This window comes from Oceanimonas pelagia, assembly GCF_030849025.1.
Lineage (GTDB): Bacteria > Pseudomonadota > Gammaproteobacteria > Enterobacterales > Aeromonadaceae > Oceanimonas > Oceanimonas pelagia.
Genome location: NZ_CP118224.1, coordinates 1,695,461 through 1,708,161 on the forward strand (window position 1 = coordinate 1,695,461; position 12,701 = coordinate 1,708,161).

General features: G+C 61.2%; 12 protein-coding genes. 6 read left to right on the forward strand and 6 right to left on the reverse strand.

Annotated elements, in window-relative coordinates; translation table 11 throughout:
- Positions 1 to 48: 48 nt before the first annotated feature.
- The 3 genes from PU634_RS08070 to PU634_RS08080 form a co-directional block, all read right to left on the reverse strand.
- A complete protein-coding gene (locus PU634_RS08070; protein WP_306763541.1) occupies positions 49 to 930 on the reverse strand; it encodes an AEC family transporter in 882 nt (293 codons plus the stop codon).
- An 87-nt stretch (positions 931 to 1,017) separates the two neighbouring features.
- Positions 1,018 to 2,271, reverse strand: a complete 1,254-nt coding sequence (locus PU634_RS08075) for a D-amino acid dehydrogenase (RefSeq protein WP_306763542.1) — start codon at positions 2,269 to 2,271, stop codon at positions 1,018 to 1,020.
- A gap of 251 nt (positions 2,272 to 2,522) precedes the next feature.
- On the reverse strand, positions 2,523 to 5,210 hold the full coding sequence (locus PU634_RS08080) for a response regulator (RefSeq protein WP_306763543.1): 2,688 nt from the start codon (positions 5,208 to 5,210) through the stop codon (positions 2,523 to 2,525).
- Between the two features lie 63 nt (positions 5,211 to 5,273).
- Here PU634_RS08080 and PU634_RS08085 point away from each other — a divergent pair, with 63 nt between their 5' ends.
- Positions 5,274 to 6,638, forward strand: a complete 1,365-nt coding sequence (locus tag PU634_RS08085) for an SLC13 family permease (RefSeq protein WP_306763544.1) — start codon at positions 5,274 to 5,276, stop codon at positions 6,636 to 6,638.
- Between the two features lie 56 nt (positions 6,639 to 6,694).
- On the opposite strand, the gene PU634_RS08090 is transcribed toward PU634_RS08085, so the two are convergent.
- The gene (locus PU634_RS08090) at positions 6,695 to 6,904 is read right to left on the reverse strand and encodes a DUF1127 domain-containing protein (protein ID WP_306763545.1); all 210 of its coding nucleotides are present in this window, start codon (positions 6,902 to 6,904) and stop codon (positions 6,695 to 6,697) included.
- Between the two features lie 576 nt (positions 6,905 to 7,480).
- On the opposite strand from PU634_RS08090, the gene PU634_RS08095 reads away from it, so the two are divergent.
- Together PU634_RS08095 and PU634_RS08100 are read left to right on the forward strand one after the other, a co-directional pair.
- Positions 7,481 to 8,956, forward strand: a complete 1,476-nt coding sequence (locus tag PU634_RS08095; protein ID WP_306763546.1) for a sodium-dependent transporter — start codon at positions 7,481 to 7,483, stop codon at positions 8,954 to 8,956.
- On the forward strand, positions 8,953 to 9,051 hold the full coding sequence (locus PU634_RS08100; protein ID WP_094199457.1) for a MetS family NSS transporter small subunit: 99 nt from the start codon (positions 8,953 to 8,955) through the stop codon (positions 9,049 to 9,051). Before PU634_RS08095 ends, PU634_RS08100 begins: the two co-directional genes overlap by 4 nt.
- 74 nt (positions 9,052 to 9,125) lie before the next feature.
- On the opposite strand, the gene PU634_RS08105 is transcribed toward PU634_RS08100, so the two are convergent.
- Positions 9,126 to 9,566: an ATP-dependent zinc protease family protein gene (locus tag PU634_RS08105; protein ID WP_306763547.1), complete on the reverse strand. Its 441-nt coding sequence runs from the start codon at positions 9,564 to 9,566 to the stop codon at positions 9,126 to 9,128.
- A gap of 225 nt (positions 9,567 to 9,791) precedes the next feature.
- Here PU634_RS08105 and PU634_RS08110 point away from each other — a divergent pair, with 225 nt between their 5' ends.
- The 3 genes from PU634_RS08110 to PU634_RS08120 are packed head-to-tail and all read left to right on the forward strand — an operon-like array spanning position 9,792 to position 11,723.
- Entirely contained in the window at positions 9,792 to 10,571 is a 780-nt protein-coding gene (locus PU634_RS08110; protein WP_306763548.1) for a DUF3025 domain-containing protein, read from the forward strand.
- A 55-nt stretch (positions 10,572 to 10,626) separates the two neighbouring features.
- Positions 10,627 to 11,595: a lauroyl-Kdo(2)-lipid IV(A) myristoyltransferase gene (gene lpxM / locus PU634_RS08115; RefSeq protein WP_306763549.1), complete on the forward strand. Its 969-nt coding sequence runs from the start codon at positions 10,627 to 10,629 to the stop codon at positions 11,593 to 11,595.
- Positions 11,595 to 11,723 (forward strand): hypothetical protein, encoded by a 129-nt coding sequence (locus PU634_RS08120; protein ID WP_306763550.1) that lies wholly within the window; start codon positions 11,595 to 11,597, stop codon positions 11,721 to 11,723. Before lpxM ends, PU634_RS08120 begins: the two co-directional genes overlap by 1 nt.
- A 61-nt stretch (positions 11,724 to 11,784) precedes the next feature.
- Here the strand turns inward: PU634_RS08120 and PU634_RS08125 are convergent, their stop codons facing one another.
- Positions 11,785 to 12,576, reverse strand: a complete 792-nt coding sequence (locus tag PU634_RS08125) for a sulfite exporter TauE/SafE family protein (RefSeq protein WP_306763551.1) — start codon at positions 12,574 to 12,576, stop codon at positions 11,785 to 11,787.
- Between the last annotated feature and the right edge of the window lie 125 nt (positions 12,577 to 12,701).

Consider the following 12,701-nt stretch of genomic DNA (forward strand, 5'->3'; position numbering starts at 1 on the left):
ACAAACGTAGCCGGCGCGGCGGGCACCGCATCGACACAAGAAAAGGATTCAAAAGAAACTCAATGTAATGTAAACCACCACGGGAATAATGACCACTGCCATGACATTGCCAAGCAGTACGATGCTGGCCATTTTGTCGGGCTGGCAGCGGTATTGTTCACACAGCAGGTAATTGAGCACCGCCGGCGGCAGCATCACCGACAAGGCGAGCAATTGCAGCCATTCGGGCCGGAGCGGCAGCCACCCCGCCACCAGGGCAAAGGCCACCGCCCCCGCCAGCAGATAAGCCAGGTTCACCCGCAACGCCAGCCCCAGATTGCCCACCTCGCCCACCGACAACCGCACGCCCAGGGCAAACAGCATCAGCGGCACCGCCATCTGTCCCAGCAGATCGGCGCTGGTATAGACAAAGTCGGGCAGCACAGACTTGTGCTCCGCCAGCAGCACCCCGGCCACCGCCGCCCACACGATGGGATTTTTCAGCCACTGCCAGCGCCCCGCCTCGCGGGAGAGAATAAACAGTCCCAGGGAAAAGTGCAGCAGGTTGGACAACACAAACAGCACAATGATGGCACCAAGCTGGTCTTCGCCGTAAGCCAGCATCATCAGCGGAATACCGATGTTGCCGGTGTTGCGGAACATGCCCGCCAGCACCAGGGTGCGCCGTTCCAGGCCGTGAAAGCGGAACAGGGCAAGCAGCAGCCCCGGCAGGATAATGCACAGGGCGCCGGCCAGGATCAGCGGCCAGCTGTCGGCCAGGGAAACGGGGTTGTGGATCAGGGCGGAGAACACCAGCGCCGGGCAGAACACCGCCACATTGGCCAGGTTGACAAAGCCCATGTCGGGGTTGCGCTGGCGCCGGCCAAACACATAACCGACCGCCACCACGGCAAACACCGGCAACACGATATTGAGCAGGGTAAGCAGCATAAAACGAAAACGCCAAAAGACGGCATAGTGCGTCTTTTGGCGTACGGTGTCCAGACGGAACATGCCGGGCCTGGCCCGGCATCTTGCTTAACCGTAGCGGCTGAAAGCCAGGCCGTCGCTGTCGATGTCCGGCTGCTTGCCGGAGATCAGGTCGGCAATCAGGGCACCGGAGCCCGCGCCCATGGTCCAGCCCAGGGTGCCGTGGCCGGTGTTCAGCCACAGGTTCTTGTAGCGGGTGCCACCGATGATGGGGGTGCCGTCCGGGGTCATGGGGCGGAAACCGGTCCAGAACTCGGCCTCTTCCATCTTGCCCCCCTTCGGGAACAGGCTGCTCACCGAGTGGGCAATGGTCTCGCGGCGGGCGGCAGGCAGATCCTTGTTGAAATCGGCCAGCTCCGCGGTGCCGGCGGCACGAATACGGTTTTCAAAACGGGTAATGGCCACCTTGTAGGTCTCGTCCATCACGGTGGACTGGGGCGCGTCTTCGTCCTTGTTCACTTCAATGGTCAGAGAGTAGCCCTTCACCGGGTAAATGGGCAGGCTGATGCCGAGCGGGGTCAGCAGGAAGGGCGAATAGCTGCCCATGCACACCAGCACCTGATCGGCGGTTTCCAGACCGTGATCGGTCTGCACGCCACGAATTTCGTCGCCGTCGCGCACCAGCGCCTTGATCTCGGTGTTGAACTTGAACACCACGCCCTTTTCCTGGCACTTTCTCGCCAGCGCCTTGGTGAACAGGTTGCAGTCGCCGGTCTGATCATCGGGAAAGTGCAGTCCGCCCACCAGCTTGTCCTGCACTCGCGCCAGGGCCGGCTCGCGGGCGATACACTCGGCCACATTGAGCATGGTGTGCTTCACGCCAAACTCCTGCAGCACCTTGATGTCCTTGGCGGCATCGGCCACCTGCTTCTCGGTGCGGAATACCTGCAACAGGCCCTTGCGGCGACCTTCAAAGGGCAGGTTCAGCTCGTCCTGCAGGGCGTTGATGCACTGACGGCTGTACTCGGACACCCGCACCATGCGCGACTTGTTGATGCTGTAGGACTTTTCGTTACAGTTGGCCAGCATGGACAGCATAAACTTCCACTGCGCCGGATTGGTGCCGGGACGAACCTTCAGCGGGGCGTGGGCCTGAAACATCCACTTCATCGCCTTTACCGGAATACCGGGGGCGGCCCAGGGCGACGACATCCCAAAGGACAGCTGACCGGCGTTGGCAAAGCTGGTTTCTTCCGCCGCATCGGGCTGGCGATCCAGCACCACCACTTCATGCCCCTGTTGGGCCAGATACCAGGCGCTGGTCACGCCGACAACACCACTACCCAGAACCAAAACTTTCATAACGCTCACCTATGAGAATGCCTTTTGGGCGAGAATATCGTCCAAAATATTCAAAAAATCCAGATGAATTAAACACAGAAAAACCCGTCACCAGCCTGTAAAAAAGGCCGGTGACGGGCAGTAACGGAAAGGGACTAGAGGTTAATCTGCCGCGGGTTTAAGCATAAGAATAAAGTTTCAATAAAAAAACAAAAATCAGAATTTAATACCAATCAACATCAAGCTGTGATGAGCATCACAAACCGGAAAAGTCAGCCTGCGTCATGGCGTTCCAGGGCCTTGTCGAGGGCGCCCTGCAACTCCGCCAGCCGGGCATGAGGCAGCGCCTGCTGCCGCTCGGGCCAGTGCCGGGCCTGCTCGGCCTGCTCGGCCAGGACCATTTCCCCGTCGGCCCGGGCACAGTGCGCCAGCTCGGCCAGCAGGCCGGCGGCCTCGCCCCAGTTGCCCTCGGCCTGGGCCGCCTGCAGCAGCCACAACTGATCACGGCAGGCGGGCAGCCCGGCGGCCTGTGGCGGTGCCAAGGGCGCTGGCGCCGGCACGCTGCCGGCCTGTGCCAGCGCGGTGCCGGGCCGGCCACATTGCTCCGCCAGCGCCTGGTAAAGATCATTGCGGTTGACCGGCTTGGACACATAGGCATTCATGCCCGAGCCATAGCTGCTTTCCCGATCGCTGCGCATGGCACTGGCGGTGAGGGCGATGATGGGCACATCGTGATGACGCTGCAGCCGGCGGATCTGGCGGGTGGCTTCAAGGCCATCGAGAATGGGCATCTGCAGGTCCATCAGAATGGCGTCAAAGGCCTGGCGGGACACCAGCTCCACCGCCTGACGGCCGTTGTCGGCCAGGATCACGGAGACCCCCACCCGGGCCAGATATTCGATAATCAGTTGCTGGTTGAGCCGGTTATCTTCCGCCAGCAGCACCTGGCGGCCGCACAGCCGCCGGCGGTAATGCTCGGTATCGGTGTCGGCCGGGGCCGGTGTGGCGGGAGCCGGCGCCGGATTAAGCAGGCGCGCCAGACAGGCCGACAGCCGGATCCAGGTCACCGGCTTGGACACATATTCTTCAAGGCCCAGCGCCCGCATCTGCGCCGCCGGACGATCCCGGCCAAAGGCGCTGACCACCACCACGGGCAGGGCTTCAAGGTGAGGCTGCTGGCGAATGAAGCGGGCCAGCTCAAGGCCGTTTTCCCGCCCCAGGCAACAGTCGATCAGCACGGCCGCCAGCTCGCTGCCCCGGTGTTGCAGCAGCCCCCGGGCGGCCTCAATGTTCATGGCGGTATACACCACAAAACCGGCGCGCCTGAGCATGCCGCTCATCACCTCCAGCGCCTGGGGGTTGTCCTCCACCACCAGCACTTTCAGCCCCGGCTCAAACACCGGGGCAAAGTCGGGCTTGTCGTCGCGGGCCGGGCGCAGCGGCAGGGTCACGCGGAAGGTGGAGCCCCGCCCCGGCACGCTGTGCACCTGAATGCTGCCGCCCATCAGCTCCACCAGGTGCCGGCAAATACTGAGCCCCAGGCCGCTGCCGCCATATTTGCGGGTGGTGCTGGCATCCACCTGGGTAAAGGACTGAAACAGCTGCTCCTGCTGCTCGGGCACAATGCCGATGCCGGTGTCGCGCACGGCAACACACAGCCGGGGCTCGGCCTCGTCGGTAACCGAAATGCTGACCACCACCTCGCCCCGCTCGGTGAACTTGAGGGCGTTGCTGACCAGGTTGGTCAGCACCTGCCCCAGGCGCAGGGGATCGCCCTGCAGCCGGTCGGGCACGTTCGGTGCCTTGTTGATAATGACCTCCAGCTGTTTCTGCTCCGACATGTCGGCAAACAGCCCCGCCAGCCGCTCCAGCTGCTCGTTCAGATCAAAGGCAATGTCTTCCAGCTCCAGCTTGCCGGCTTCCACCTTGGTCAGATCGAGAATGTCGTTGATCAGCAGCAACAGGTTGTCGGAAGACAGCTGGATCTTGGACAGATAGTCACTCTGGCGGGCGTCGAGGGCGGTTTGCTGCAACAGCGACACAAAGCCGATGATGGCGTTCATGGGGGTGCGGATTTCATGGCTCATGTTGGCCAGAAAATCGGTCTTGGCCTGGGCCAGGGCACGGGCGCTGCGGCTGGCCTGGCGCCATTTTCGGTTGTTGAGGTAAAGCAGGCCCCCGCCGGCGCACAGCAGCCCCAGCACCAGCATCAGCGCCAGTGCCAGCAGGCGATCCCGGCTGTGCTCGGTATGCTGGCGCCAGCCGGCAATCCAGTCATAAAAGTCGGCGATATTGGTATCGGCAAAACGGTGGCGCAGACGAATCAGCTGGCGCAGGTTGGCGGTGTAAATGCCCTGGGCGTAAAGGGCTTCCTTCAGCCGTGGCGTGGAAGCCGTGCGCTGGCGCAGGGCACCCGCTTCCCGCTCCAGCCCGCGCACAAACAGCGGATTGGTGGTGTACAGATACAGCCGGCTGTGCTGCAGCAGTTGCTGCAGGCCCGGGCCGGCCTCGGCCGCCGGCACCCGGCCCACCGCGTCGGCAAACACCGCCAGGCTGTGGCGGGCGTGCAGCTCGGCCTCCTGCAACTGCTGCAGGGTTTCAAGGTAGTCGTCGGGGTGCTGATCCCCGGTGAGGGTGGCCAGCCTGGCCATGTTCGACTGGCTGACCTGTTGCTGAAAGCGCGACAACAGCAGGCTCAGCCGGCGCACCTTGTCATCCAGCAACACCGCCCCTTCGGCGTCGGGCATCATCACCTGGCGGTGAATATGGTAGAGCTCGTCGACGATGGGCTCGGCATGACGCAACAGCTGACGTCCGTCCTCATACTGGCGATAGAGCCCGTGGCCATGGCCGAACAGCAGCGCCAGCGCCGCCGCCAGCAATGGCAACCACAGCCAGCGGCGTTTTTGACTACGGGCATCGGGTTTTGCGGGCGCCATCATCTCTTGTATTCGCCTCATGGTGGTATAGTTCGCTCGAATTCTGACAATTCAAAACCAAAACAACAACATAACAGGAAAATCATGTTCGACCATGTTTCGCAGCCGGCCCTGCCGGGAGCCCGTACGGGCGTGTTAGTGCTTTGTTTGCTGGCGCTGCCGGCGCTGATGTTTACCCTGCCGTTCGAGCCCGGGGTGAATAAGGGGCTGGCACTGCTGCTGGTGATTGCCGCCCTCTGGCTCACGGAAGCGGTGCATATTACCATTACTGCCCTGCTGGTGCCCCTGCTGGCGGTGCTGCTGGGCGTGCTCGATACCGGCGCCGCCCTCGGCAACTTTGCCAACCCCATTATCTTTTTGTTCCTGGGCGGCTTTGCCCTGGCCGCCGCCATGCGCTGTCAGGGGCTGGACCGGCTGGTGGCCGGGCGCATTCTGCAGCTGGCCCGGGGCCGGCTGCTGGCCGCCGTGCTGCTGCTGTTTGCCACCTCGGCGTTTCTTTCCATGTGGATAAGCAACACCGCCACCGCCGCCATGATGCTGCCTCTGGCCCTGGGCCTGCTGCGCTGCCTGGATGCCGAGCGGCACGCCTCCACCTATGTGTTTGTGCTGCTGGGCGTGGCCTACAGCGCCAACATCGGCGGCATCGCCACCCTGGTGGGCAGTCCGCCCAACGCCATTGCCGCCGCCGAAACCGGCATGGGCTTTACCGACTGGATGGCCATTGGCCTGCCCGTTGCCCTGTTGCTGCTACCGGTGGCCATCGCGGTGCTGTGGCTGCTGTTTCGCCCCCAGCTGAACGAGCAGGTGGAGATCGCCGACGACAGCCTGAGCTGGAACTCCGGCCGCCTGATCACCCTGGGCATTTTTCTGCTCACCGTGTGCCTGTGGATCTTCTCGGCCCCCATTTCGGCGGCGCTGGGCCGGCTGCCGGCCTTTGACACCCTGGTGGCGCTGCTGGCCATTATTCTCATCGGCATGACCCGGGTGGCCGGCTGGAAGGACATAGAGCATCAGGCCGACTGGGGCGTGCTGCTGCTGTTTGGCGGCGGTCTCACGTTAAGCCACATTCTCAAGGAAACCGGCACCAGCCTGTTTCTGGCCAGCCACCTGGCGGAAGGCCTGGCCAGTGCCGGCCCCTGGCTGATTTTGCTGGCCATTACCGCCTTCGTGGTGTTTCTCACCGAGCTGGCCTCCAATACCGCCAGCGCTGCCCTGCTGATCCCGGTGTTCACCGCGGTGGCCGAGGGCCTGGGGCTGTCACCGGTGGCGGTGGCGGCGCTGATCGCGGTGTCGGCATCCTGTGCCTTTATGCTGCCGGTAGCCACCCCGCCCAACGCCATTGTGTTCGGCTCGGGGTTTGTGCCCCAGCGGCAGATGATGAAGGCGGGCTTCGTCATCAACCTGGGCTGCATCGCCCTGCTCACCGCCTGGTTTGGCCTGACCGGCTGAGATCAAAAAAAGCCGCTGACTGACAGCGGCTTTTTTGTGAGGCGCATTCCCTGCGATTATTGTTGCCAGAACGGCTTGCTGACCTCCTGAAAACGGTCGGCTTCGTTCAGGCCAATATCCTTCAGCAAATAGGGGGGCAGTTCGGCCAGCTCACGACGGGAGCGGCTGCGGTGCAGCCAGAGGCCAAGGGTGGCCAGCAGGCCGGTGGAACGCTGGGTGGTGCCGCGGGCCAGGGTGGCCGGACGGGAAGAACAATGCGTGGTCATGGTGCGCCTCCTGAATGATGAATGCGCGCACAGCATAGGGGCCGCCTTGCCCGTGCTCAATTGACTTTTCTTGTGCAGTAAAATAAAAAAAACTAATGGCAGATTACGCACAAACTGTCAGAAAACACGTATTTAACCATCACTTTTCAATCGACTAACACCACCAACGCAGCTTAACCCATAAGAAAAACTGATCATTGAATGCTTACGGGTATTTTGTGAATTTTTATGCCAACACTGTGCATTTATGCTTTGATTATGCGCTAAGGCGCCTACAAATACTGCATAATCATCAAACAGCCTTGTCTCCTGCCGGATTGTGCGCGGCTTAATGGTTTTTATCAAAATGCAAAAAACACGATTTCGCTGGCTCACCGGCAATAACAAAGAAGATCACACCAAATTAACAACACGATGTTGTTGATCATTCCAAACCTTACTCATAAACCGCGAATATATAAGGCATAAATCCTTCGAGACAGCAGATCGGCGCGTTGATTTTGCCCCCGCCTCCCCCTACCCTGCCGCCGGCAAAACTATCCTGTAGTTATATTTTCTGATTGATGAGGCTTCGTTATGAAACGAGAACAATGGGGTTCTCGCACCGGCTTTATTCTGGCCGCGGTCGGCTCCGCCGTCGGCCTGGGTAACATCTGGCGCTTCCCCTACATGGCTTACGAGAACGGCGGTGGCGCCTTCTTCATTCCCTACCTGTTTGCCATGCTGACCGCCGGCATTCCCTTCATGATCCTGGAGTTTACCCTGGGTCAGAAGTACCGCGCCGGCGCTCCCGGCACCCTGCGCCAGCTGAATGCCCGCTTTGAATGGCTGGGCTGGTTCCAGGTGATGATCTGCGCGGTGATCGCCTTTTATTACGTGGTGGTCATCGCCTGGGCCATTTCCTATGCCTGGTTTGCCCTGGATCAGAGCTGGGGCGAAGACAGCAACGGCTTCTTCTTTGGCGAGTTTCTCGGCCTGGGCGACAACTCGCCGTCCAGCCTGGGCGGCATTCAGACCCACTTGCTACTGCCACTGGTACTGGCCTGGGCCGCCAGCTTCTTTGCCACCTACCGGGGCGTAAAGGGCGGTATTGAAAAAATCAACAAGGTGCTGATGCCGCTGCTGTTCCTGCTGGTGCTGATACTGATCGGCCGCATTCTGTTCCTGCCCGGTGCCCTGAACGGCATCAACTGGATGTTTGCCCCCGACTTCAGCAAGATCTGGGATCTCAAGGTATGGTCCGCCGCCTATGGCCAGATCTTCTTCACCCTCAGTGTGGGCTTTGCCATCATGCTGTCTTACGCCAGCTACCTGCCGGAAAAGTCCGACATCAACAACAACGCCTTTATGACGGTGCTGATGAACTGCGGCTTTTCCATGCTGGCCGGCATCATGATCTTCGGCGCCCTGGGTTACATGGCCGAGATCCAGGACAAGGCGCTGACCGAGGTGGTGAGCTCGGGCGTGGGCCTGGCCTTTGTCACCCTGCCCACCGCCATTAACCTGCTGCCCGCCCCCGGCATCATGGGCCCCATGTTCTTCCTGGCACTGGTCTTTGCCGGCATCAGCTCGCACATCTCCATTGCCGAGGCGGTCACCACCGGCCTGATGGGCAAAACCGGCTGGAGCCGGCAGAAAACCGCCACCCTCTTCTGTGGCACCGGCTTTGTGGTGAGCCTGCTGTTCATTACCGAAGGCGGTCTGCTGCTGCTGGATCTGGTGGATCACTTCATCAACAACATGGCGCTGCTGGGCTCCTGCCTGCTGGAGCTGTTCCTGGTGGGCTGGCTGTGCAAGCTGTCCGATTATCAGCAACGGGCCAATGCGCTGTCGGAATTCAGCATCGGCATCTGGTGGCAGCTGTGCATCAAGTTCGTGTCCATCGCCATGCTGGCGGTGATCCTGTTCAACAACATCGTCGGCGCCTTCAGGGAAAACTACGGTGGCTACAGCGATAATGAAATTCTGTTTATCGGCTGGGGCATGATTGCGGTGATGCTGGTGGTGGCCATTGTCATCAACGCCAACAGCAAACAGGAGGTGAAAGCATGACGACCGGCGCCATTATCATGATGCTGATAGGACTCGGCATCACCTGGGGCGGAGCCGCCCTGTGCATTCGCCGGGCCATGAAGGCCAGGCAGTAAAGCAGGAGGCAGCCCATGGGCTGCCTCTCAGTAAAAAGGGGCGGAGTCATTTTGAAAAGACTCCGCCCCTTTTTTTACGGTGCTGCGGGCGCGAACCTGGGCTGCACAAAGCGGCGGGACGGATCGATCAACACATCGTCGTTCATGAACTCCCGGCCCAGCAGCACCGGATACAGCATGCGGGTCCGATCCTTGAGAGTAAACTCCACCTGCTTTTCCAGATCGCCCACCTGCACCGGCAGCAGCACAACCGGACGGCGATCCGCTTTCTTGCTGTTGGCCTGACGAATTTTCACATAGCGGCTGAGGGGGGCTTCCAGACGAGATGAATGACGGTCGTGAAGAAAGCGAAACCGGATCCAGGCTTCACCGTCCCGTTCAAATTCCTCAATGTCGGTGGCCGACATCGACGAGGTCTTGGCCCCTGAATCAATGCGCGCCTTGACGCTGTCGCTCAGCGCCGGCAACCATAACCACTCCACCCGGCCCAACAGCCATTTATCATCAATTTTCACATTTTCCCCTTTGGCCGCCTGGGCAGCAAATGCAGGCAGCAGTACCAAAGTCAGTAACATTACCCTAAAAACACGTTTCATCGGCACTCCCCGTGCGTCAGCCATGGTCGCGTGCATTCTACTCGGGTCCGAACAGCCCTGAAAATGGGGCAAACAACAAAATTTTGCTGAACATTGCATGGCGCCGGGAGTATGCTTGGCGGCTTTGATGCTGACGGACAACCGATGAACTGGGATCCCGATTTTACCACGCGCAACGCCATTCTGGGCCAGCTTGCAGGTCTGGTGGCATTTGATGAGCCCGACTGGCCGTCCCTTGCCGGCCTGAATCGGCGGCTGGCCGCCGGGCTGCCGGTACGTTTTGTAAGTGAAGAGCACTTTACCGACCTCGCCTGCTACTACGAAGAAGCCGTGGCTCAAGGCGTCGTACCCACCCGCAGCGCCAACTGGCACGACTTTTTCGGCGCCGTGATCTGGCACCTGTTTCCCCGCACCAAGGCATGGCTGAACCAACGGCACATGGACGACATTCGCGCCCATGGCGCGCGCCAGCGCACCCCGCGCCGGGATCGCATCACCCATTTCGACGAATGCGGCCTGGTGCTGGCGGTGCCCGAGGGCGACGATGCCGAGGCCCTGGCCCTGCTGCAGGCCCATGACTGGCACGGGCTGTTTCTGGACCGGCGGGCCCGCTGGGGCAACGACTGGCAGCCGTTCATCTTTGGCCACGCCCTCTACGAACAGGCGCTCGCACCCTTTATCGGCCTCACCGCCAAGGCGGTGGTACTGGCCCTGCCCGCCGGTTTTTTCACTCGCCCGCGCCATGAGCAGTACCCCCTGCTGGACCGGGCACTGTGTGCCCGGCTGCAGGATCAAGCCCTGTTCGACCGCCCCAGGCCGCTGCAGCCCTTGCCACTGCTGGGCATTCCGGGCTGGTGGCCGGCCAGCGAGCAGCCGGCCTTTTACGATAATACCGATTACTTCCGGCCCCGCCGGCAAAGGTGATTTGCCCCGCGTTTTTTCATACACTTGGCGCCCTTGCAATCAAGAGGAAGACGTTATGTCCGGGCACGATCCCGTTTATGATGCACAGTTCAAATCCCGTTACCTGCACCCGCGCTACTGGCCGACCTGGCTGGCCATTGCCTCTTTGTGGCTGCTGGCCTGGCTGCCGGTGCGCATGCGCGACGCCCTGGCCGGCGCCTTTGCCCCGCTGCTGGTGAAGTTCGCCAAAAAGCAGTGCTATATCGCCCGCACCAACATTCGGCTGTGCTTTCCCACGCTCACCGAGGCCGAGGTTGAGCAAAGGTTGCTGCATTCCATTCGGGCCGGACTGATGACCTTTTTCGCCTATGGCGAGTGGACCGCGCGCTCGCCGGCCTACCTGCAGGGCCGCTTTCATCTGCAGGGCCGGGAGCATATCGACGCCTGCCTGGCCGAGAACAGGCAGATCATTTTCATGATCCCCCACACCTGGGCCATTGATGCCGGTGGCCTGTACCTGACCTCCCTGGGCCTGCCCATGTGCACCATGATGCACAGCGCCAAGAACGAAGTGTTCGACTGGTTCATCAACCGCCAGCGGGCCCGTTTCAACGGCATTGTTTACGAGCGCGATGCCGGCATCAAGGCGGTGATCAAGACCATTCGCGACGGCAAGCATTTCTTTTACCTGCCGGACCAGGACCATGGCCGCGAGGCCAGTATTTTTGTGCCGTTTTTCGCCGAAATGAAGGCCACTCTGCCGGCCCTGCCCAAGCTGGTGAAACTGACCGGTGCCCGCGTGCTGCCGGTGCTGAGTATTTACAACACCGACGCCCACCGCTATGAGCTGGTGATTCGCCCGCCCATGGCGCCCTATCCCACGGCGGATCTCACCGCCGATACCCGGGCCATGAACGCCGAAATTGAAGCCCTGCTGAGCGACTGGCCCGAGCAGTACATGTGGTTTCTGAAATACTTTCAGACCCAGGTCGATAGTCGCGAGGGCCGCTACGAGGCTGGCATCCGCAAGATCCGGGGGCGCTGATGGAGTGGCTGAACCATGCCTGGAACGCTGTCTGGAATTATGCCGGCCCGGTGGCCCTGGGCCTGCTTATTCTGTGGCTGGTGGCTAAAGCCGATGACTGGCTGGCGAAACGGGAAAAGCGGGACTAGGGAGGGACTGGGGACTGGCATGATTCAAATTCCCGGTCCCCGGGCCCTCACCCCCCGTTTTTTACGCCGGGAAGAACAAAAACTTGGCGCCCACCAGCAACAGAAACACCGCAAAGGCGCGCTTCAGTACCACCGCCGACAGCTTGTGCGCCAGAATGGCGCCCACCCGGGCAAAGGGCATGCTGGCCACGCTGATGCCGATCAGCGCCGGCAGATAGACATAGCCCCAGGCCTCATCCGGCAGGCTGCCATGATCCAGGCCGTGCACCACATAGCTCAGGGCCCCCACCAGGGCGATGGGAAAACCGCAGGCCGACGACACCGCCACCGCCCGCTGCATGGGCACCGAGCACCAGCTTAAAAACGGCACCGTCAGCGAGCCGCCGCCAATGCCGAAAATGCCCGACGCCCAGCCAATAAAGCCGCCCATGGCCACCTGCACCGGCTTGCCCGGCAGCTTGCCGCTGCCGCTCGGCATCAGGTTGAACAGCATCTGCGCCGCCATCAGCCAGGCAAACAGACCGATCACCCGCTGCAACTGCAGCCCGGACATCTTATCGGCGGTGTACCCCCCCAGCCAGGCGCCAACCACTATGCCCGCCGACAGCATGGCCGCCAGCTTCCAGTCGATGGCCCGTCGCTGATGATGGGTGTGAATGGCGCTGAGCGAGGTAAACATGATGGTGGCCAGCGAGGTGCCCACCGCCATATGCGCCACCAGCTCGCCGCCAATGCCCTGCAAATTGAAACTGAAAATCAGCACCGGCACGATAATCAGGCCGCCGCCCACCCCAAACAACCCCGCCAGGGTGCCGGCAAAGGCGCCCAGCACCATGTACATCAACCAGGTCATGCTCTCTCCCTGAAATGTTAAAAGGCTCATAAGCTACCCAAGCCGGGTGCAAAGGGAAAGGGGGAAACGGCTTTTTAACAGATAAAACGCATGTTCAATGCTGAACCCGTATTCCTGCACGACGC

Coding starts and splice junctions, on each gene's coding strand:
- PU634_RS08090 (WP_306763545.1), bottom strand. CDS start 6,904: ATGACCACGCATTGTTCTTCCCGTCCGGCCACCCTGGCCCGCGGCACC.
- PU634_RS08080 (WP_306763543.1), bottom strand. CDS start 5,210: ATGAGGCGAATACAAGAGATGATGGCGCCCGCAAAACCCGATGCCCGT.
- PU634_RS08075 (WP_306763542.1), bottom strand. CDS start 2,271: ATGAAAGTTTTGGTTCTGGGTAGTGGTGTTGTCGGCGTGACCAGCGCC.
- PU634_RS08100 (WP_094199457.1), top strand. CDS start 8,953: ATGACGACCGGCGCCATTATCATGATGCTGATAGGACTCGGCATCACC.
- PU634_RS08110 (WP_306763548.1), top strand. CDS start 9,792: ATGAACTGGGATCCCGATTTTACCACGCGCAACGCCATTCTGGGCCAG.
- PU634_RS08125 (WP_306763551.1), bottom strand. CDS start 12,576: ATGACCTGGTTGATGTACATGGTGCTGGGCGCCTTTGCCGGCACCCTG.
- PU634_RS08120 (WP_306763550.1), top strand. CDS start 11,595: ATGGAGTGGCTGAACCATGCCTGGAACGCTGTCTGGAATTATGCCGGC.
- PU634_RS08085 (WP_306763544.1), top strand. CDS start 5,274: ATGTTCGACCATGTTTCGCAGCCGGCCCTGCCGGGAGCCCGTACGGGC.
- lpxM (WP_306763549.1), top strand. CDS start 10,627: ATGTCCGGGCACGATCCCGTTTATGATGCACAGTTCAAATCCCGTTAC.
- PU634_RS08070 (WP_306763541.1), bottom strand. CDS start 930: ATGCTGCTTACCCTGCTCAATATCGTGTTGCCGGTGTTTGCCGTGGTG.
- PU634_RS08095 (WP_306763546.1), top strand. CDS start 7,481: ATGAAACGAGAACAATGGGGTTCTCGCACCGGCTTTATTCTGGCCGCG.